General features: G+C 54.9%; 20 protein-coding genes. 11 read left to right on the forward strand and 9 right to left on the reverse strand.

Annotated elements, in window-relative coordinates; translation table 11 throughout:
• The first annotated feature begins 123 nt into the window (after nt 1-123).
• Both VFT64_03700 and VFT64_03705 read left to right on the forward strand, forming a co-directional pair.
• A complete protein-coding gene (locus tag VFT64_03700; protein ID HEU5046926.1) occupies nt 124-1,011 on the forward strand; it encodes a carbon-nitrogen hydrolase in 888 nt (295 codons plus the stop codon).
• On the forward strand, nt 1,008-2,018 hold the full coding sequence (locus VFT64_03705; protein HEU5046927.1) for an agmatine deiminase family protein: 1,011 nt from the start codon (nt 1,008-1,010) through the stop codon (nt 2,016-2,018). The genes VFT64_03700 and VFT64_03705 overlap by 4 nt, the downstream gene beginning before the upstream one ends.
• Nucleotides 2,019-2,215: 197 nt before the next feature.
• Here VFT64_03705 and VFT64_03710 read toward each other — a convergent pair whose 3' ends face one another.
• Both VFT64_03710 and cyaY read right to left on the reverse strand, forming a co-directional pair.
• Nucleotides 2,216-3,988, reverse strand: a complete 1,773-nt coding sequence (locus VFT64_03710; protein HEU5046928.1) for an ABC transporter transmembrane domain-containing protein — start codon at nt 3,986-3,988, stop codon at nt 2,216-2,218.
• The gene (gene cyaY, locus VFT64_03715; GenBank protein ID HEU5046929.1) at nt 3,985-4,308 is read right to left on the reverse strand and encodes an iron donor protein CyaY; all 324 of its coding nucleotides are present in this window, start codon (nt 4,306-4,308) and stop codon (nt 3,985-3,987) included. The genes VFT64_03710 and cyaY overlap by 4 nt, the downstream gene beginning before the upstream one ends.
• 166 nt (nt 4,309-4,474) lie before the next feature.
• Between cyaY and VFT64_03720 the strand changes: the two genes are divergently transcribed.
• The 5 genes from VFT64_03720 (at nt 4,475) to VFT64_03740 (ending at nt 11,968) form a co-directional block, all read left to right on the forward strand.
• Nucleotides 4,475-6,703 carry a PBP1A family penicillin-binding protein gene (locus VFT64_03720; protein ID HEU5046930.1) on the forward strand — a complete coding sequence of 743 codons (2,229 nt, stop codon included), beginning with the start codon at nt 4,475-4,477 and terminating at the stop codon, nt 6,701-6,703.
• A gap of 17 nt (nt 6,704-6,720) precedes the next feature.
• Nucleotides 6,721-8,760 carry a protein-disulfide reductase DsbD domain-containing protein gene (locus VFT64_03725; protein HEU5046931.1) on the forward strand — a complete coding sequence of 680 codons (2,040 nt, stop codon included), beginning with the start codon at nt 6,721-6,723 and terminating at the stop codon, nt 8,758-8,760.
• The gene (ubiE, locus tag VFT64_03730; protein ID HEU5046932.1) at nt 8,757-9,491 is read left to right on the forward strand and encodes a bifunctional demethylmenaquinone methyltransferase/2-methoxy-6-polyprenyl-1,4-benzoquinol methylase UbiE; all 735 of its coding nucleotides are present in this window, start codon (nt 8,757-8,759) and stop codon (nt 9,489-9,491) included. Before VFT64_03725 ends, ubiE begins: the two co-directional genes overlap by 4 nt.
• Complete coding sequence (gene ubiB, locus VFT64_03735) at nt 9,491-10,966, forward strand: 2-polyprenylphenol 6-hydroxylase (GenBank protein ID HEU5046933.1); 1,476 nt, start codon at nt 9,491-9,493, stop codon at nt 10,964-10,966. Before ubiE ends, ubiB begins: the two co-directional genes overlap by 1 nt.
• Before the next feature lie 105 nt (nt 10,967-11,071).
• A complete protein-coding gene (locus VFT64_03740; GenBank protein HEU5046934.1) occupies nt 11,072-11,968 on the forward strand; it encodes a prepilin-type N-terminal cleavage/methylation domain-containing protein in 897 nt (298 codons plus the stop codon).
• Between the two features lie 65 nt (nt 11,969-12,033).
• Here VFT64_03740 and VFT64_03745 read toward each other — a convergent pair whose 3' ends face one another.
• Nucleotides 12,034-12,729: an SRPBCC family protein gene (locus VFT64_03745; protein HEU5046935.1), complete on the reverse strand. Its 696-nt coding sequence runs from the start codon at nt 12,727-12,729 to the stop codon at nt 12,034-12,036.
• 118 nt (nt 12,730-12,847) lie between these two features.
• On the opposite strand from VFT64_03745, the gene VFT64_03750 reads away from it, so the two are divergent.
• Complete coding sequence (locus VFT64_03750) at nt 12,848-13,444, forward strand: TetR/AcrR family transcriptional regulator (protein HEU5046936.1); 597 nt, start codon at nt 12,848-12,850, stop codon at nt 13,442-13,444.
• On the opposite strand, the gene pheT is transcribed toward VFT64_03750, so the two are convergent.
• The 4 genes from pheT to rpmI form a co-directional block, all read right to left on the reverse strand.
• A complete protein-coding gene (pheT, locus tag VFT64_03755; GenBank protein ID HEU5046937.1) occupies nt 13,428-15,791 on the reverse strand; it encodes a phenylalanine--tRNA ligase subunit beta in 2,364 nt (787 codons plus the stop codon). The two genes, VFT64_03750 and pheT, sit on opposite strands and share 17 nt — an antisense overlap.
• Nucleotides 15,788-16,855, reverse strand: a complete 1,068-nt coding sequence (gene pheS / locus VFT64_03760) for a phenylalanine--tRNA ligase subunit alpha (protein ID HEU5046938.1) — start codon at nt 16,853-16,855, stop codon at nt 15,788-15,790. Before pheS ends, pheT begins: the two co-directional genes overlap by 4 nt.
• A 124-nt stretch (nt 16,856-16,979) precedes the next feature.
• A complete protein-coding gene (gene rplT, locus VFT64_03765) occupies nt 16,980-17,342 on the reverse strand; it encodes a 50S ribosomal protein L20 (protein ID HEU5046939.1) in 363 nt (120 codons plus the stop codon).
• A gap of 19 nt (nt 17,343-17,361) precedes the next feature.
• A complete protein-coding gene (rpmI, locus tag VFT64_03770; GenBank protein HEU5046940.1) occupies nt 17,362-17,562 on the reverse strand; it encodes a 50S ribosomal protein L35 in 201 nt (66 codons plus the stop codon).
• A gap of 45 nt (nt 17,563-17,607) precedes the next feature.
• Here rpmI and VFT64_03775 point away from each other — a divergent pair, with 45 nt between their 5' ends.
• A complete protein-coding gene (locus tag VFT64_03775; protein HEU5046941.1) occupies nt 17,608-17,883 on the forward strand; it encodes a hypothetical protein in 276 nt (91 codons plus the stop codon).
• 12 nt (nt 17,884-17,895) lie between these two features.
• Here VFT64_03775 and phoB read toward each other — a convergent pair whose 3' ends face one another.
• Nucleotides 17,896-18,636: a phosphate regulon transcriptional regulator PhoB gene (phoB, locus tag VFT64_03780; protein HEU5046942.1), complete on the reverse strand. Its 741-nt coding sequence runs from the start codon at nt 18,634-18,636 to the stop codon at nt 17,896-17,898.
• Nucleotides 18,637-18,741: 105 nt separating this feature from the next.
• Between phoB and VFT64_03785 the strand changes: the two genes are divergently transcribed.
• The gene (locus VFT64_03785; GenBank protein HEU5046943.1) at nt 18,742-19,293 is read left to right on the forward strand and encodes a septation protein A; all 552 of its coding nucleotides are present in this window, start codon (nt 18,742-18,744) and stop codon (nt 19,291-19,293) included.
• 12 nt (nt 19,294-19,305) lie between these two features.
• Complete coding sequence (hisS, locus tag VFT64_03790; GenBank protein HEU5046944.1) at nt 19,306-20,574, forward strand: histidine--tRNA ligase; 1,269 nt, start codon at nt 19,306-19,308, stop codon at nt 20,572-20,574.
• A 24-nt stretch (nt 20,575-20,598) separates the two neighbouring features.
• Here the strand turns inward: hisS and VFT64_03795 are convergent, their stop codons facing one another.
• The gene (locus tag VFT64_03795; protein ID HEU5046945.1) at nt 20,599-20,793 is read right to left on the reverse strand and encodes a hypothetical protein; all 195 of its coding nucleotides are present in this window, start codon (nt 20,791-20,793) and stop codon (nt 20,599-20,601) included.
• Nucleotides 20,794-20,998 lie beyond the last annotated feature (205 nt).

Here is a 20,998-nt window from a genome sequence, read left to right on the forward strand (position 1 = left end):
CCCCAAAAAATATGGGACAAGAAGCGAGGCCAGCAGGCTGAGCCTCTTCAGTCGCCGAAGGCGTCAGGTTCATCGCGTAGGCCAGAAGGCCGAAGCGGGAACGATAAAGAAGGAGACTAAACTATGACCAAACCATTTACGATCGGCCTGATCCAGATGCGCATGAGCGAAGATCCGGCGGCGAATCTGGCGCATGCGTGCGACATGCTGGAAAAAGCAGCCAAGCAGGGCGTGCAGGTGGCTTGCCTGCCGGAACTGTTCCGCTCGCCTTATTTCTGCAAGATTGAAGACGCTTCCATATTCGACCTCGCCGAGCCGATCCCGTGCGATACGACGCGCACGCTCGCCAATGTCGCGAAGAAAAATGGACTTGTGGTTATCGCCTCACTGTTCGAGCGCCGCACGGCTGGTATCTATCACAATACGACCGTCGTGTTCGACGCTGACGGGGAGCAGGCTGGTGTATACCGCAAAATGCATATCCCCGATGACCCGCTTTATTATGAAAAATATTATTTCACACCCGGCGATCTTGGTTTCAAAGCGTTCGATACGAAATTCGGCAAGCTCGGCCAGCTCGTCTGCTGGGACCAGTGGTACCCGGAAGCGGCACGCTTGACCGCAATGCAGGGAGCGCACGCGCTGTTCTATCCGACGGCGATCGGCTGGCATCCGGGTGAAAAAGCGGAATTCGGTGTGGCACAAGCAGATGCATGGGAAACCGTGCAGCGTGGCCATGCCATCGCCAACGGCATCTATGTTGCAGCCTGCAACCGCATCGGCCATGAGCCTTCGCCGAAAGGGCAGGGAGACGGAATCGAGTTCTTCGGTAACTCCTTCATCTGCGACCCGTTCGGTCGTATCCTCGCGAAGGCATCGTCCGATAAGGAAGAAATCATCACGGCTGTTTGCGACCCCGCGATTCAGGAATATACGCGCCGCAACTGGCCGTTCTTCCGCGACCGCAGGATTGACGCTTACGGCGGCATTACCGAGAGGTTCGGCAAATGACGTTCCGCATGCCTGCCGAGTGGGAAAAACAGGCAGCCGTGTGGCTGGCCTGGCCGCATAACCGTAACGACTGGCCGGGTAAGTTCGATGCTATCAAATGGGCCTATGCCGACATTATAGGTTATCTCACGCGGGAACTGCGCGTGCGGCTCGTGGTGAAGAATGCGAGCGAGCAGGAGAAAGCGCGCGTTGTGCTGGAAACGGCGAATGTGGATCTTGGCAAAGTGGATTTCATCATCGCCGTCACAAACCGCTCCTGGCTGCGCGACTCCGCCCCGACCTTTGTGTATGAAGGCAAGAAGCGCGTGCTGCTTGACTGGCGTTTTAATGCCTGGGCGAAATACGATAACTGGCGCAATGACGATAAGATTCCGTCCATCGTCGGCGATTTCCTGAAACTGCCTTGCGTGCAGCCCATGCATAAGGGAAAACGCGTGGTCATGGAAGGCGGCGCACTGGAAGTGAACGGCAAAGGCCTGCTGCTCACGACGGAAGAATGCCTGCTCAGTGACATCCAATGCCGTAACCCCGGCTTCACACGCGAAGATTACGAACAGGTCTTTGCAAAATATATGGGCATCTCGAACGCGATCTGGCTTGGTAACGGCATTGCCGGGGACGACACGCATGGACATATCGACGATCTTGCACGCTTCGTGAATGCGGATACGGTCGTAACCGTGATGGAAAAGGATAAGAACGATCCGAATCATACTCCGCTGAAGGATAACGCAAAGCGGCTGAAAAAAGCTGGGCTGAACGTGATCGAACTGCCGATGCCGCGCAAAATCATGTTTGAGGATTACCGTTTACCTGCAAGCTATGCGAACTTCATCATTGCGAACGGAATTGTGCTCATGCCGACCTTCAACGACCCGAACGACCGCGTGGCATTGAATATCCTTGCCGAAGCCTTCCCGAAACATGATGTCATCGGCATCCATTGCGGTGATTTTATTCTGGGGCTCGGCACCATCCACTGCGCCAGCCAGCAGGAGATTGTCTAGTTGGATTGCTCCCGCTTCGGCCTGCTGGCCTTCGCGATGAGCCTAACGCCTTCGGCGACTAAAGGACTCAGCCTTCTGGCTTCGCTCTGAGCATCGTGGCGAGGGTACGCGGAGGAGTCTATACGACGACCCCGCACGTAAGCGCGAGGGGGTAAGCGTAAGCGAAGGGGGAATGCTTATTCCCCCTTACAAAATCTCTAAGCGGCCACTTTAAACTGCAACTTGGCAAGCCTCGCGTAAAGCGGACTTTTTGCAAGTAACTCTTCATGCTTGCCGATGGCTTCCAGCTTGCCTTCGTTGATAACAGCGATGCGGGATGCATTCTGCACAGTGGAAAGGCGGTGGGCGATGACGAGTGTCGTACGGCCCTGCATGAGCCGCTCCAGCGCCTGCTGCACTTTATGTTCATTTTCGGAATCGAGCGCACTCGTGGCCTCGTCCAGCAACAGAATGCGCGGGTTGCGGATCATCGCGCGGGCAATGGCGATACGTTGTTTCTGGCCGCCGGAAAGCCGTACACCTTTTTCACCCAGATGCGTATCCAACCCGTCCGGCAGTTTTTCCAGAAAATCTATTGCGCCTGCGCCAGCGGCCGCGGCAATGACGTCTTTCGTCGGAGCATCCTGCTTGCCACAGCGTATATTATCCCACGCATTGGCGGAAAAGATAACCGGGTCCTGCGGTACGATGGCGATATGCGAACGCAGGTCGGTAAATTTCGTATCGCGAATATCGACGCCGTCAATCGTAATGCGTCCGCTTGCAGGGTCATAAAAGCGCAGCAAAAGCTGGAAGAGCGTGGTCTTGCCTGCGCCGCTCGGGCCAACAAGTGCAATCGTTTCACCAGGCTCGATGGTCAGGGAAAGCTTCTCGATAGCGGGTTTGTCCGGTCGGGAAGGGTAATGGAAGATAACATCTTCAAAATTTATCTCACCGCGTAAAGGTTTCGGCAGTGCGACCGGATTTGCTGATTCCACAATGTCTGATTGGTAAGAGAGCAATTCCATAAGGCGCTCTGTTGCCCCTGCCGCGCGCTGCAACTCGCCCACTACGTCACTGATCGCGCCGGCGGAAGAAGCAACAATAATGGAATAGAAGATAAACTCCGTGAGTTCGCCGGAAGACATATGATGCTGCATCACGCTGCGCCCGCCGATCCACAGCACCGTCATGATCGCGCCGAACACCAGCGCAATGACAAGGGCGGTAAGCATAGCGCGTACACGGATGCGCGAAAGCGCGGCATTCATGGAGATATCCACCTGCTTCACAAAGCGTTTGCTCTCATATTCTTCCAGCGCGAAAGCCTGAATCGTGCGGATGCCAGCGAGGGTTTCCTCTGCATGCGAGCTGAGATCGGCTACCTTACCCTGCGTTACGCGCGATAATCTGCGCACCTGCCTGCCGATGACCACGATCGGGAAGATCACCAGCGGAACGATCAATGCGACATAGCCGGAAAGGCGCGGGCTGCTATGCAGCATCATTGCCGCGCCGCCGAAAAACAGGATTAGGTTGCGAAGCGCCACAGAAACCGTGCTGCCTACCACGCTTTGCAGTAACGTCGTATCCGTTGTGATGCGCGAAAGCAGTTCGCCAGTGCGGGCCGTTTCAAAGAACGCCGTATGCAGTCGCAGCAGACGGCTATAAACGTCACGGCGAAGATCGGCCACCACCTTTTCCCCGATCCAGGAAACGAGATAGTAACGTGCGTAAGTCGCGACCGCGAGCCCCAGCGTCAGGCCGATGAACATCAGGAAAGAGCGGTCAAGCAGATGCACGTCATTGCGGCTGATACCGTAATCGATCAGGTATTTAATGGCACCGCCAAGCCCCAGAACGACCGAAGAACTGAACACCAGCGCTATGAGCGCGCCGATTAGCTGGGTTTTATAGGGGCGCAAATATGTATTAAGACGCTGAAGGCTTGAAAGCTTGCCCTTTTCCCCAAGCGTATCCTTCTCTTTCATTGCTCGTCATCCAGCAGGGTTTCGAGATCGGCTTTCAGCAGCGTGTCCAGCCGTCGCCCGTCCTGCAATACCCAGCTCTGGTCTTCTTCGTCATAATCGAAGCGAAGCCCTCCGCTCAAAGGAGAGGAAAGCCAGATCTGTCGCGTAGGAATCTGGCGGTTCAGCACGAACTGCTTGCCCGAAGGCAGCTCAATTGAAAGCATGCCGCTGGTTTGCTCCACCTCCAGCAAATCCTCAGCATCCAGCGCCTCGACCATGCCGCACAAGCGGTTGAGTGTGGCTTCTGCAAGCGTCACAAAAGTGGTTTCGGATAGGGTCATACACGTTCCTTGTATAAAGATGAATATGGGCGTATATAAACTGCGGCGCCATTATTCACTATATTCTGCCTAAAAAAGATTTATACATAATCGCCGCAAATGTGAATATACTTAAGCAATTTTTTGGGTTTCTTAAGTATATTCTTGATTTTGAAGAGTTATACAAGTGTTTGATTTTCTAAAAGGCAAATCCGGCAAGAAGAAATCCCCGTCTCGCGGCCGGGGCGAGCCCAGGTTTTTCAGTGATATCGACGATAATTCCGGTGGCCGCCCCCTGGCAGGGCCGGCAGCGCAAGGCAGAAGCGTTGCAAAGAAGAAAAAGCCCGCTCGCGGCAAGGGGCGGACACCGGCGAAAGAATTTTTTGTCTGGCTGTTCTGGTTCTGTTTTCGCATCGGACTGGCCGCAGGCGTTATCATGGCGATATTCCTCAGCTTCTTATACCTGAACCTGCCCGATATCAGCACACTGTCGCAGTTCAAGAAGAAACCGAGCATCATCGTCAAGGCGGAAGATGGCGCGGTACTGGGCGCTTACGGTGACGTATACGGCGATTACGTGCCATACGACCAGTTGCCCCAGAACCTGATAAATGCCGTTATGGCAACCGAAGACCGCAATTTCTTCCATCATTTCGGCATCGACCCGCTGGGGATGCTGCGCGCGACTTATGTGAATATGAAGGCGCGCCGCGTCGTGCAGGGTGGCAGCACGATCACGCAGCAGGTGGCCAAGAACGTCTTTCTGACGCCGGAGCGTACCTTCAAGCGCAAACTTGAAGAAATGATGCTCGCGATCGAACTTGAGCGCCGCTACAGCAAGCAGGAAATCATGACGATTTACCTGAACCGCGTCTATATGGGCGCGGCCAATTACGGGGTGGATTCGGCATCGCGCCGTTATTTCGGCCATTCCGTGCGTGAAACGAACCTGTCGGAAGATGCAATTCTCGTGGGACTGCTGAAAGCGCCGACGCGTTACGCGCCGACAAACAATCCGGACCTCTCGGAAAAACGTGCGACCCAGGTGCTGCTGAATATGCAGGATGCGGGCTATCTGACGGATGAGCAGGTCAAACAGGCCGAAGATAATTTCGGCGATGAAGATTCCAGCTACCGCGATCATCACCGTTTCGGCTCGTTCTATTTCAGCGATTATGTGGTCGGGCTATTGCCGGAATTCATTGGCGAGCAGCAGGACGATATTGTCGTCACCACGACGCTGAATCCGCAATGGCAGGATAATGCGGAAGACGCCATCAATACGATCATGGATGCAAGCGGTAAAAAGAAGAATGCATCTCAGGCGGCGCTGGTTTCCATGGCGCCGGACGGCGCGATCAAGGCAATGGTCGGCGGTCGCAATTACCGCGCCAGCCAGTTCAATCGTGTGACGCAGGCGCTGCGCCAGCCCGGTTCCTCATTCAAGCTGTTTGTCTATCTGGCGGGGCTTGAAGCGGGCTATACGCCGCAAAGCGAGATGGTGGATCAGCCTGTCAGTATCGGCAAATGGCATCCGAGGGATTACACCGGCAAATACCAGGGGAATATGACGCTGGAACATGCCTTTGCCGAATCTATCAACTCCATTGCCGTGCAGCTTTCCGAAGCGGTCGGGCGCGAGAAAGTGGTGGCCATGGCGCACAGGCTCGGCATCTCTTCGGAGATCGAGGCCGACCCGAGCATCGCGCTCGGTACTACGGAAGTGACGCTGCTGGATATGACGCGCGCCTACGCGCATCTGGCATCGAACGGCGTCAGCGTATTGCCTTATGCGATCAAACGCATCCAGACGACCGACGGCAGGCTGCTCTATGACCGCAATGCGGTTGCAGGCGGGGAAGTGCTGTCCCAGCCGGTTGTGCGCATGATGAACGATATGCTTGTAGCCGTGACGACGACGGGTACGGGCCGTGGCGCGCGCTTCGGCAGGATGATTGCGGGTAAAACCGGTACGACTTCCGATTATAAAGATGCATGGTTCATCGGTTTCACGCCGAATTTAGTGACGGGTGTGTGGGTCGGCAATGACGACTCCAAGCCGATGAAGAAGGTTTCAGGCGGCAGTCTGCCCGCTTCCATCTGGCGTGAATTTATGAGCGCTTCGCTGAAGAAAGAGCCCGTGATGGAAATTCCGATGCAGGGCGGCCCCGATTTGCTGAACCGCCTGCTGCCCTGGCTGAGCCCATCGCAGCCGTTGACGCCACCGGGTGCAGCAAATGCAGTGCCGCAGCCTACGCCGATGCCGCATCCTGCGCAGCAGCCCTCGCAACAGCCGCCTCAGTCCCAGCCTCAGGCACAGCCCGCGCAACCGCAGGATAACAGAGCGCCGGAAGACGAGCCGGTGCCGGAATATAACGCGCCGCAGTCGTTCTGGGATAAATTGCTGGGGAACTAACCAAGCCGGGAGGAGTTATGCAGATGGTAAGAAACATCATCCTCGTTGCACTATTCGCGCTGGCATTGTTGCATGAGCCGTGCCGTGCCGAACCGCCCGCCAGCCACACCGAAGGCGCGCTCGTAAGCAGCGCGGATACGATCCATGCCGGGCAGAAATTCACGGTGGCGCTCCACCTGAAAATGCAGCCGGGCTGGCACACCTATTGGAAGAATCCGGGCGATTCCGGCATGGCGCCGGAACTGAATTGGACACTGCCAAAGGGATTTACTGCCGGTGAGCCCCAATTCCCTGCGCCCACTCGCATGGAAGAAGCGGGCATGGTAGATTACGGCTATAATGACGAAGCCTGGCTCCTTGTGCCGATGACGGCGCCGCAGATATTAAGCGCCAATACGATTGCCATCTTCATGCTCAAAGCGCGCTGGCTCGTGTGCAAGGATGTCTGCATTCCCGATTCCGGTTCTTTCTCCCTGAGCCTGCCGGAAACACCCGTCATGGAAGATGTGCCGGGGAAGGATGCCCAGATCATTGCGGACGTGGCGCGCACTATTCCTGTGCCGTATGAAGGTGAGCCGCTGCAATATAGCGTGCAGGACAAACAGGTGCATATACGTGTGCCGCTGCAGGGCACGGAAACAGGTGCTGTCGATTCCGCTCAGTTCCTGCCGGAAACGCAAGGCTTCATTCCGAATAATGCGCCGCAGCAGGTGGATATTGCAGGCGGTGCTGTCTCTTTCAGCATCGCAGCGGAAAAAGGTACGCTGCCGGAGGACGTGCGCGGTCTCGTCTCGCTGGTGATGAAAAACGGCGAGCATAAGAACATAGCGATAAGCTTTAAACGCGGCGCAGCGGCACCAGTCGTACACAATACGGATGGCGTTTTAAGCGCGGTATTGTTTGCGCTGCTGGGCGGACTGATCCTGAACCTGATGCCTTGCGTGTTCCCCATCCTGGCGCTCAAAGCGCTGGCCGTAGCAAAGAAAGCGGAAAAGAATGCAACTCAGGTGCGGCTGCATGGCCTTGCCTATACGGCAGGCGTAATCTTAAGCTTCCTTGCACTGGCGGGCATACTCATTGCTGTGCGCGAAAGCGGCCGCGCTATTGGCTGGGGGTACCAGATGCAGTCGCCGGTCTTTGTGTTCGTGCTGGCGATTGTGTTCTTCCTCGTCGGGCTGAACCTGTCCGGCTTCTTTGAGTTGCCTTCACTGTTTGGCAATGTCGGGGGGTATGCGGCAGGCAAGCAAAGCCTGACAGGTAGCTTCATCACAGGAGTGCTGGCCGTTATGGTGGCTACACCCTGCACTGCACCGTTTATGGCGACTGCCGTAGGATTCGCGTTTACGCAACCGCTTCCGGTCATTATGACAATATTCACAGGCATGGGGGCGGGGCTCGCTATGCCGTTCCTACTGCTGAGCCTGTTTCCAAGGCTCGCGACATTATTGCCAAAGCCCGGCCTGTGGATGCTGACCTTCCGGCAGGCAACAGCATTTCCCATGTATCTGGGAGCGCTCTGGCTATTATGGGTATTAGGGCGTGAGGCAGGCTTAAGCGCAGTGTTCATGGCTTTGCTGATTAACGTATTCCTGACATTTGCCTTATGGCTGGGTAAGCTGGAAGCACGGTTTACCACGCTTCTGGGGCTGCTGGTCGGCATCGCGTCGCTGCTGCTGGTAATCGGATTTGCGCAAGTCTCCACGTCCGGCGGCAAGCCGAAAACGGAAGTGGAAAAATTTTCACCTGCGCATCTGGCAGAATTGCGTGGTGAAGGTAAGGCGGTGTTTGTGGATGCGACGGCGGACTGGTGCATCACCTGTAAAGTCAACGAAAGCGTGGCGCTCTCCTCGCGTAAAGTGCAGGAAGCGTTTGCAAAGCGGCAGATCGTGTATATGGTAGCGGACTGGACGAACGGGGATAAGGATATTACATCCTATCTGCAATCCTTCGGCAGGGCGGGTGTGCCGATTTATGTGTATTATCCCGCAGGCGGAAAAGAGCCGGTCGTGCTGCCGCAGGTGCTGACGGAATCAACAGTGATTGAGGCGATAAAATGAGCAATACGCATTTCGGGTTCAAGACGGTTGCCGAAGAGGAAAAATCTTCCCTCGTGCGCGACGTGTTCGACAGCGTTGCGTCGCGTTACGACATTATGAACGATGCGATGAGCTTCGGCGCACACCGCCTTTGGAAACGCGAGTTTGTCGGTATGGTGGATATGCGCCCTAACCTGCGTTGCCTGGATGTGGCGGGCGGCACGGGTGATATCGCGTTCCGGCTGTTGGATAAAGGCGCGGAAAGCGTAACGGTATGCGACATCAACGAGGCAATGCTGACCGAAGGCCGCGCACGCGCCGATAACGCAAACCGTCTGAAAGGCATCGAGTTCCTCTGCGCGGATGCGGAGAATCTTCCGCTGCCCGCAAGCAGCTTTAATCTCTATACGATTGCGTTCGGGATTCGTAACGTAACGCATATCGACAAAGTGCTAAGCGAGGCGCACCGTGTACTGGCGCCGGGCGGGCGGTTCATGTGCCTGGAATTCAGCCATGTCACGCATCCTCTACTCGCTAAAGCTTACGATGCCTATTCATTTGGCCTGATTCCAAAGATGGGCAAATTAATCGCAGGCAAGGCGGAACCGTACCAGTATCTCGTGGAAAGTATCCGCCGCTTCCCGACGCAAGGCACATTCTCGCAGATGATCCGCGAAGCAGGGTTCGAGCAGGTGCGCTATGTCAATCTCGCAGGCGGCGCGGTCGCTATTCATTCAGGGTATAAGATATAATGCTGTTCAGGACGATCAAAAATACTTCACGCCTGCTGGTGATTGTGCTGACGCTTGTGCGTCACAATGCACTGTTTATCTGGCGCGGCGAGCCAAGCTTTGAGAAGGGTAAACGTTTTGCGCGCGCGCTGGAACAGCTCGGGCCGACTTTCATCAAGCTCGGCCAGATCCTGTCTACGCGTTCGGACCTGATCGGACAGGACGTGGCGCTTGCACTTACGGAATTGCAGGACCGCGTGCCGCCATTCCCGAGCGCGCAGGTGCATCAGATCATTGAAGAGCAGCTGGGCAGGAAGACAGGCGAGCTGTTTGCTACATTCGACGATGCGCCGGCTGCGGCTGCTTCGATTGCGCAGGTACATTTTGCGACGCTACATGACGGGCAGGAGGTAGCTGTAAAGATCCTGCGTCCGAATATCGAGGAAGCATTCGCGCGCGATGTCTCGCTGCTCTACTGGATGGCCGATCTTGTGGAATATGGGTTTCCATCGCTGCTGCGCTTCAAGCTGGCGGAAGTCGCGCGTACTTTCGAGGATATGATCCGCTTCGAGCTGGATTTGCGCTTCGAGGCTGCTGCGGCTGTGGAGCTGAAAAATAATCTCAAAGGTCCCACGGATCTTTACGTGCCGAATATCCACTGGAACTATACAGGCCACCGCGTGCTGACAATCGAGCGCATCCGCGGCATCCCCATCAGCGACGTGGCGGCGTTGCAGGCCGCAGGTCACGATCCGGCGAAGCTCGTGGATATCGCCGCAGTCAGTTTCTTCAACCAGGTCTTCCGTGACGGCTATTTCCATGCGGATATGCATCCGGGCAATATGTTCGTGCTGCCAAACGGACGCATTGCGGTGGTGGATTTCGGCATTATGGGGCGTATCGACCAGAGGAGCCGCATCTATCTTGCCCAGATCCTGCACGGTTTCCTGACGGAAGATTACTATAACCTCGCAAAGGTGCATTTCGACGCGGGTTTTGTGCCGCCGCATAAATCCGTGGAAAGTTTCGCACTGGCGATGATGGCAATTACCAAGCCGATTATCGGCCGCAAACTCAGCGAGATTTCCGTGGCCCGCCTGCTCGGTCAGCTATTTACCACGGCAGAGACATTCGAGATGGAAGCGCAGCCCCACCTGCTGCTGCTGCAGAAGAACATGATGCTGACCGAAGGGGTGGGGCGTATGCTGAACCCGGAAGTCAATATGTGGCAGGTCGTGCAGCCTTTGATTGAACATTGGGCGAAGGAAAACCTCGGTGCGCGGGCACGGATAAAAGAGCACCTGAATGACGGCGTTGCACTGTTTAGAACTCTTCCTACCCTGGTAAGCCGGGCGGAGGCCACATTGGCACGTATAAATGCCGGGGAAGGGCTAAGAGAGCATATGGCGGCGCAGAGGCGGGCATTCCATCGTCAATGGCTGTTGCTGGGGTGGATAGCGCTGGCAGCGTTCATAGCGCTGCATTTCATGCGCTAAAAATCACAGTTGTTCCGTAAGTTGCTATACAACCTTAGATTTGTATTGGATTGGGCCAATAAAGATGCGTATAATAGAGAATTCGCTACTTAAGCTTTGAGAAATATGCCTGTTCAGACCACCCGTGGGTTTACCTTAATCGAATTGAGTATTGTGCTCGTGATTATCGGGCTGATTGTCGGCGGCGTTCTGACGGGGCGAGACCTGATTGAGGCAGCCGCCAACCGTGCGCAGATTGCCCAGATCGAAAAATATAATACGGCTGTGCGCGCATTCCAAGGCAAGTATGGTGGCATACCGGGCGATTTGTCGCTCAGCCTCGCTACAAGTTTCGGCTTCCAGACCGGCTCATGTGACGGTGGACAGGCAAGGCGCGATGGCAATGGCCTTCTGGAAGGCTATCCCGGAGGCTGGACGACGAATCAGGATCAGTTCATTGGTGAAACGGAATTATTCTGGGAAGATTTGTCACAGGCCAGTCTCGTGGATGGCGCTTTTCCTTCCGGCGGCGGTGCGGTGCGCAATTGCAGCATTACCGATACCACACAGATTTCATTGTCGACCGGAGCTTATGCCGTAGGCAATTTCATTCCAGCCGCTAAAGTAGGCAATGGTAATTATGTTTATGCCTATACTGGCGATTCAGTACCCGCGGCCAGATACACAAGCGATTCTTCCACAGCCATAACGTATCCGGTGAACTCCGATAACTGGTTCGGCATCTCACGGGTAACAGGCACTTCCGGCAATGGATGGACGATGATGTCCAATGCAGGCCTTACGGTGCTGCAGGCCTATAATATCGACAAGAAACTCGATGACGGTAAACCGCTGAGCGGTAATGTGGTGGCGTTTTTCTCCACGGGCAACGGCATATTCGCCCCGATTGCATTAGCCGCGCCGAGCAGCACAACCTGCTTCGACACCACACTCAGCCAGTATTCCATAAACCAGAACGGTGGCAGTGGTATGAACTGCGCACTGTCATTTCGCTTTCAATAATCACTACTCATAAAAACGGGCTCCTTCAGTGAAGGAGCCCGTCTTGTATCCGCATTGCTCAAATGTTATTGCGCGGGGGCCGGGGCAGGTTGCGCCGGAGCAGCTGCAGGTGCTTGTCCCGGTGCTGCAGTGGCAGGAGCCGGAGTTACAGCGGGTGCCGGAGCAGCAGCAGAAGGCGCGGTTGCAGCAGGAGCCGCAGCAGCGGGAGCAGGCGCCTGGGCCTGCACAGCCTTGGCTTTTTCCTGGGCTACTTTATCCAGGTTAGCGAGGCCTTCATCGAACTGATCGCCCACCATTTTCTGGCAGTGGAATACCAGGTTCATGGCTTTACCCATAAAGCTGTTCTCGCCGTACATGCTCCAGGTCACTTCAGTCTTGTCGCCTGCCGGCTTAAAGTCGAACTGAGCGGTATCGGTTCCCTTCATCGGCTTTTCGAAGTCGAGCTTGAACTTCACCAGTGCGCTGGGAGTGCTTTCAGTAATGGTGCTACTGCCCGCGCCAACCTGGTTATTGCCGGACCATTTTGCCGTGGAGCCTACGCCTGCATCCGGGCCTTCATACGTAAAGGTAGCGTTGGGATCGAGTTTTGCCCATGGCGACCAGCTTGCCCATGCATGCTGATTGTTCACCAGATCAAAAACGATATTGGCGGGGGCGGAAATGGTTGCCGTGCGTGAAACACGGAACTCATCAGGCTGCATGGAAACAGCGGCTGCGAACACAACGCAGACAGCAGCGATAACGGCGAGAACTTTAAGCATAGGCTTCTCCGGTATAAGAGGTTGAAACGATATTATTGTAGTGATCGCTATATATGTCTTGAAAAGCGTTGTCAATGTTAATAGGCTGAACATAAATAGGACATACGGTTTTTGAAGTATGCGTTCAGGAAGGCCACGGAAGTTTGAGCGGGAAGCGGCGCTGGATATAGCGTTAAAGCTGTTCTGGCAGCATGGTTATGAGGGAACTTCCGTAGCACGGCTTGCGGAAGCAATAGGCATAAACCCTCCCAGTCTTTACGCAGCGTTCGGCAGCAAGGAAGCCTTATTTATAGAAGCCATAAAGCGTTACGGGGATATGCATTGCGCTTTTTATCCCGAAGTGCTTGCCCAGAAAACCGCATATGATGTCGCGCGCAAAATGCTGGAAGAGGAGGTAGAGCTCGTCACCAAGCGCGACCATCCGAACGGCTGCCTTGTGGTGCAGGGGGCACTGGTAACCAGTCCCGAATCCGAGGCAATTCGCGCCCAGGTCAGCGATATGCGCAATATGGCGGAACAATGGCTGTGTGAGCGATTCAAAAAAGCTAAGAAGGAAGGTGACCTGCCGCAAGACGCTGACCCAGCCGCATTGGCTTGCTATCTCATGACGCTCAATAGCGGGCTTGCAGTGCAGGCCAAAAGCGGTGTGAGCAGAAAACGGCTCAAACAGGTGGTGGAAATTGCCTTGAGCAACTGGCCTAACTGCGTAAGCTAAGCCCGAGCGCTTGCGCCGCCTGCAGGATCTTCTGCGAAATATCCGTGATCTCTTTGTCCGACAGCGTCCGGTCGGCAGCCTGCAGCGTAACGGAAACCGCAATGGACTTCTTGCCTTCCTCAACACCCTTGCCGCTATAGATATCGAAAATATCGACCGACTGAATCAATTGCTTGTCCGCACTTTCGATGGCTTTAATGATATCGGCGGCGCTGGTGCGTGCATCGGCAATGAACGCAAAGTCGCGCTGCGTAGCCTGGAAGTTGGAAACCGTCAGGGCAGGCTTAGCTTTGCCTTTGGCCTTCGGCGTGGGCACATTGTCCAGCAGCAATTCAAACGCAGCAACAGAGCCCTTAATATCGAACGAAGCTAGTGTCAGCGGATGCAGTTCCCCAAAGTAACCGAGTGTCACTTTTCCGCCTAATGAAATACGGCCCGAGCGGCTGGGGTGATACCAGGCAGGAACATTGCGGTCTACCTGTAGCTTGGCAGGATTCAGTCCGCACGCTTCCAGAGCGGTAAAGAGATCGGCCTTTGCATCAAAGAGATCAACGGTGCGTGTACTGCTTAAAGGATTGCGAATGATAGCGTCGCCTGAACGGATGCCGGCCGCCATGGAAACATGACCTTGCGGGGTAATACCTTCAAATACATTGCCGGTTTCAAACAAAGCGAGCGATGCGAATCCACGTGCCGTATTGCGTGCAAGTGCGGAAAGCAGGTTCGGCAACAGGTTCGGGCGCATCGCATCGAGATCGGCGCTGATTGGATTCAGCAGCTTGATGGGCGCACGGTCTTTGGCAGCGAATTGCTTGGCTTGTGCTTCCGGCAGAAAAGCCCAGCTGCAGACTTCCGTCATGCCTGTGGCGGCAAGCGTCTTGCGCACGACAGAAGCGCGCTGTACGGGCGGCTTGCTCTGCGCGGGCGGGAGTGTGCGGGAAGGGATGGCATCATAGCCGGCGATACGGATGACTTCTTCCACCAGATCGGCAGGGCCGTCAATATCGGCACGCCAAGAGGGCACAGAAGCTTTGTCGCCCTGCACGGTGAAACCAAGCGCGTTCAGGATGGAAATGGCTTTATCTTTTGGCATTTCCATTCCGCCGAGCGATGCGATTTTGTCGTAAGCGAAAGTTACGTCGCGCTTCCACTGCGGAACAGCTCCGGCAATGGTAAGATTGCTGGCTGCGCCGCCACATAATTCAAGGATCATCGCAACGGCGATTTCAGCGCCTTTCTGCACGAATTCCGGGTCTACACCGCGCTCGAAACGGTAGCGTGCGTCGGAATCAATGGCCAGTGCGCGGCCGGTGGAGGCAACATGAATGGGGTCGAAAAGCGCGGCTTCAAGGAACACATCCGTGGTGTCATCCGAGCAACCGGTTGCCGTGCCGCCGATAATACCGCCAAGTCCCACGACGCCGCTTTCATCGCATACGGCGACCATATCGGATGTGAGGCTGTATTCTTTGTCGTTCAGCGCGGCAAGCTTTTCACCGTCTTTCGCGTAGCGCACGGTGATGTTGCCCTTGAGCTTCTTTGCATCGAACACATGCAGCGGACGGCCATAGGTGAACGTCATGTAATTGGTGATATCCACGAGTGCAGAGATCGGGCGCAGGCCGATGGCTTTCAACCGCTGCTGCAACCATTCGGGGCTTGGACCGTTTTTGACACCTTTAATATAACAGCCGATGAAGAGCGGGCAAGCGGGCGTTGCAAGAGTAACGGTAATGGGCGAAGCGCCGTTTCCAGTGAAAGCAGCGGAAGCATGCTTCTCATCTTTCAACGTGCCAAGACCGGCTGCTGCGAGGTCTCGTGCAACACCATGCACGCCAAGGCAGTCAGCGCGATTCGGCGTGATAGCGATTTCGATGGTGGGATCGTCGAGACCGAGCGTAGCCACCAGTGAAGCGCCGGGAACGGCAGCTGCAGGCAGTTCTATAATACCTTCGCTGTCTTCGCTTAATCCCAGCTCACTTGCCGAGCAAAGCATGCCGTTGCTTTCCACACCGCGTATGGCGGACTTTTTAATCACCATACCGTTAGCGGGTACTTTCACGCCTTCCGTCGCCAGCACGACCTTGATGCCAGCGCGCGCATTGGGCGCACCGCAGACCACCTGGCGCACGGAACTTCCGTCATTGACCTGGCAGACACGCAGTTTGTCGGCATTCGGGTGCTGCACAGCTTCCTTGATCTCGGCAACGATAAAGTCTTTCAGCGCAGCGGAATTATCCGTCACCTGTTCCACTTCCAGGCCGATGGCGGTCAGCGTGTCGGTGATCTGCTTGATCGTGGCGCTCGTGTCCAGATGTTCTTTGAGCCATTTCAGCGTAAATTTCATGCAGCGTCTCCCAGCGGCGAGAAGCCGTAATGCCTGAGCCAGCGAATATCGGATTCAAAGAAGGTGCGCAGGTCGGGGATGCCATATTTAAGCATCGCGAGGCGCTCTACGCCCATGCCGAAGGCAAAGCCCTGCCATTCATCCGGATCGATATTGCAGTTGCGCAGCACGTTGGGATGGATCATACCGCAGCCCATGACTTCCAGCCAGTCTTCACCCGCACCGATCTTGATGGATTCGCGGCTGCGCGCGCAGCCGATATCCACTTCAGCAGAAGGTTCCGTGAACGGGAAGAAGCTCGGACGGAAGCGTACAGGTACTTTATCGAGTTCAAAGAATTCACGTAGGAAGGATTCGATGCAGCCTTTCAGGTGGCCCATATTAATATCTTTGCCGACGCAGAATCCCTCCACCTGATGGAACATCGGCGTGTGGGTAAGGTCGGAGTCGCAGCGGAAGGTCTTGCCGGGCGCGATGAAACGGAACGGCGGCTTACCGGCCTGCATCGTGCGGATCTGTACAGGCGAGGTGTGTGTGCGCAGGAGAACTTTGTCGCTGCCCGTTTGGCCGTACGCGCTGGCGTCTATAAAGAACGTATCATGCATCTGGCGGGCAGGATGGTTTTCCGGAAAGTTCAGCGCTGTGAAATTATGATAGTCATCTTCGATTTCCGGGCCGTATGCGGAGGCAAACCCCTGCGCGGCAAAGATCGCGGTGATTTCTTCCAGCACGCGCGAAATCGGGTGGATATAGCCTTTGTTTTCCGGGCGCGGCGCAAGCGTAACGTCAGCCCATTCGGTCGCAAGGCGTGCGTTGATTTCGGAAAGTTTCAGCACTTCGGCTTTGGCCTCAATCGCGGTCGTGACCTGCTGTTTGGCTTCGTTCAGCGCCTGTCCGCGCGCTTTACGTTCTTCCGGCGGCAATGCGCCGAGGGTTTTAAGCTGTTCGGTGAAGATACCCTTCTTGCCCAGATATTCAACACGCAATGCTTCGAGTGCAGCGGAGCTTTCCGCGCTGTTAATGGCAATTTGAACGGTATTGATGAGGTCTTTTAAATCGGACATCTGGATAACATCTTATAGAGCTATGCCGGTGAACCCGGCATCCAGAAAAAGATCACAAGAACTGTGAACTTTGGGAAATCTTAAAGTGGATGCCAGCGTTGCCGGCATCCACTCCAAAAATTACTTAAGCAGCCTTGATCGCAGTTTTAACCTGCTCAACGATTGCTTTGAACGCTTCCGGCTGGTGCACGGCGATATCGGCCAGCACTTTACGGTCCATTTCAATAGCGGCTTTGTTCAGGCCGTTGATGAACTGGGAATAAACCAGGCCGTGTTCGCGAACCGCAGCGTTGATACGCTGGATCCACAGAGCGCGGAAAGTGCGCTTTTTAGCGCGACGGTCGCGGTAAGCGTACTGGAGGCCTTTTTCGACCTTTTCAATCGCTACACGGAAGCAGGTATGCGAACGGTCACGATAACCTTTCGCCATTTTAAGGACTTTTTTGTGACGAGCGTGGGTGGTGACGCCGCGTTTAACATGTGCCATTTTTCTCTCCTTTTATCGCTTAGCCGTTGGGCAGGAACATTTTGATAACCACTTTTGCATCTGCATCGCAGAGCGTCGTGGTGCCGCGTGCATTGCGGATGAAGCGCTGCGTGCGCTTTACCATGCCGTGGCGTTTGCCAGCCTGGCCGGCTTTCACTTTGCCGGTAGCCGTAAGGGAGAAGCGCTTCTTGGCGCCGCTTTTGGTCTTGATCTTTGGCATTTTTCTATCCTTTAGAAAGAGAATTGAATCAGTGACCGCCAAGGTATGCCAATACCCGGCCATCAGACAAGGACGGGCTTTATAGAGGATTTTGCTACAAGTGGCAAGCGATTAGTTAAGAAGTCTTATTGGATTGCTCCTGCTCCGGCTCATCCGGCCTTCGCAATGAGCCTGACGCCTTCGGAGACTGAAGGGTTCAGCCTGCTGGCTTCACTTCACCAAGAACTTGCGTGGATGCGTGGAGGAGCAAGTGCGACGCCTCCGCGAAGCGAGGGGGTAAGCGTAAGCGAAGGGGGCGATTTCTCGCCCCCTTACACTTAAAAAATTCTCTTCCTAATCTGGCACTTCAGCCTGCGGCTGGCCTACAGGCACTTCTTCCAGCGCATAACCTGCCGAGCGCACGGTACGCACAAGTTCCGGCTGGTTGGTGCCATTGGCGAGGCCTTTGCGCAGGCGGCGGATATGAACGTCCACGGTGCGCAGTTCCACATAAATATCATGTCCCCAGACAGCGTCGAGCAGCTGTTCGCGGGAAAATACCCTTCCCGGATGTTCCATCAGGTAACGCAGCAGGCTGAATTCCGTCGGGCTTAAATGTACGGGTTTGCCATCACGGGTCACGTGGTGGCTGACCATATCCATCTTCAGCGATCCGAACGTCAGCACCTTTTCCGAAAGGGCGGGGCGCAGGCGGCGCAGTACCGCGCGGATACGAGCGATCAGCTCGCTCGGCGAGAACGGTTTGACCATATAATCGTCGGCACCGGCATCCAGACCGCGAATACGGTCACCTTCTTCGCCGCGTGCGGAAAGCATGATGATCGGCACCGTCTTGGTTTCTTCCTGGCGGCGCAGTTCCGCACAGATATCAATACCGGACATACCCGGAAGCATCCAGTCCAGCACAATAACGTCCGGATGATGTGCCTTTACGAGGCCCACGGCTTCATCGCCGTCTCCGGTGTAATAGACCGTGAAGCCTTCACGCTCCAGGTTATAACGTAACATCGTGACAATGGCGGCCTCGTCCTCGACAATCAGGACTTTGGTTTCGATGCCTTGTAATCCACTCATATTTGTGCTCAATCTCAAAAAGTGCTAATTCGGTATTGGTATTTACTACACGGAAATGATAAATAATTACTTAACTGACACGAAAAAAGAAAGAATAATCTGACAGTGACATTAAATCCACAACTGAAGCTTGTCCTCGATCTTGCTCCGCTGGCTGCATTTTTTACAGCTTATAAGCTCTATGGGCTGTTCGCTGCAACCACAGTGATTATTGTGCTGACGCTGCTTTCCCTCGCCATTATTTATGTGGTGGAGCGCCGTATTGCGCTGGCTCCGCTGATTACGGCAATCGTCGTGGCGATCTTCGGCGGCCTGACCCTGTACCTGCATGATGAGACCTTTATCAAGGTCAAGCCGACACTGGTGAATCTGGTATTTGCGGCTATCCTGCTTGGAGGCTGTGCGGCCAAAAAGGGATTGCTGAAACATGTCTTCGGATCGGCTTTTAGCCTCACGCCGCAGGGCTGGCTTGCGCTTTCGCGCCGCTGGGGGCTGTTCTTTCTGAGCATGGCGGTGCTGAATGAATGTGTCTGGCGCAATGTTCCCACGCCCATCTGGGTGGATTTTAAAGTGTTCGGCATCCTGGGCCTCACAATGGTGTTTGCGGTCGCGCAGACTGGATTCATCCGGGATAATCAGGAAATAAAAGAAGAATAACAGAGAGATAAAATGTCCCAGAAACTGCAGCCGGTGCGCGGCACCCATGACTTATTGAGTGAAGATTGCCGCAAGTTCCGTTTCGTCATCGACCAGGCTTTCGCCGTGGCAAGACGTTATGGTTACGGGGAGATCGCCACGCCTGTGTTTGAATTCAGCGAGGTGTTTCACCGCACATTGGGCGATACGTCCGACGTGGTGACAAAGGAAACTTATAGCTTCACGGATCGCGGCGGCGAGCAGCTTACACTGCGCCCCGAATTCACCGCAAGCATCGCCCGTGCGTTCATTTCCGGCAATCTGCAGGACCAGCTGCCGCTCAAATTCTTCTATTCCGGCCCCGCTTTCCGCTATGAGCGTCCGCAGAAAGGCCGCCAACGCCAGTTCCATCAGCTAGGTGCGGAGTTGCTGGGCGTGGCTGAACCGCTGGGCGATATTGAAGTCGTCTCCATGGCATGGCGTATCCTGTCGATACTCGGGCTCGGGGATAAGGTAAAGCTGGAAATCAATACGCTGGGCGATGCACAAAGCCGCACTAATTACCGCGCTGCGCTGGTGGAATTCTTCAAGGCGCATGAAGCGCAGCTTTCAGAAGACAGCCGCAAGCGCCTGGAGCGTAATCCGTTGCGCATTCTGGATTCCAAGGATGAAGGAGATCGTCGTATCATCGTGGATGCACCGCGCATGGCCGATCACCTGACGCCTGAAGCAGCCGCCTATTACTCTGCCGTGAAAGTAGGACTTTCGGCACTTGGCATTGATTATGTCACGAATGAGCGACTCGTACGCGGGTTGGATTATTATAATCACACCGTCTTCGAGTTCACGACCGATATGCTCGGCGCGCAAGGCACAGTGCTCGCAGGTGGGCGTTATGACGGTCTCATTGAAATTATGGGGGGCCAGCCCACGCCGGGCATCGGCTTTGCGGCAGGGATCGAACGCCTCGTATCGCTGATGGATTTTGCAAGCCACCCAAATTTTACGCCGCCTGTGCGTCCGGTAGCGATCATTCCGCTCGGTGAAATGGCGGAAAAAGAAGCAATCTTCCTATCCGACCATTTACGCGGTGAAGGCTTCCATGTGGAGTTGGGCTATAAGGGTAACCTGAAAAACCGTATGAAAAAAGCGGATAAAGCGCATGCGAAAATCGCTCTGATTATCGGTGACGAAGAGCTAACCCGTGGAATCGTGGTAATGAAGGATCTCGATGACGGCGTGCAGGAGGAAGTCCGCCGCGAAAATATTACGGAAATTTTGCATCAAAGGCTTAAGGGCTAGGACGAAACGTCAGTACTACCCCTCTTAATGCGAACCGTGCATAAGCATGGCAAGTTCATGCTCGAAATGCCGCACCATGGAGGGGCTGGAAGCATAAGCGCGGATCTTGGAGCGCAAATATTCCTCCATGCCAAGACGCTGCATTTTCTCCAGCGAGCGTTTCTTGCGGCGTACCATGGAGGAAAGTTTCTGGCGGACAACGGCAGGGAAATGCGGCATATAGGCCTCCTATTGCTGACTGGAACTCACTATATTCCAAGCTAACCTGTTCATAAAGTGAAGTTTTTGTGACAGTTTAAATGGAAGGAAAATAAAGCTTTCACATGACAGCACTGCTAAAAATCACTAGAATAGAGATGTTTTGCTCATTGCAGTTCTTAAATGAGGACTGCCTCTTAAGAGAGGAGCTAGTAACTTATTACTG

This window comes from Rickettsiales bacterium (genome assembly GCA_035765535.1).
Lineage (GTDB): Bacteria > Pseudomonadota > Alphaproteobacteria > Rickettsiales > JABCZZ01 > JABCZZ01.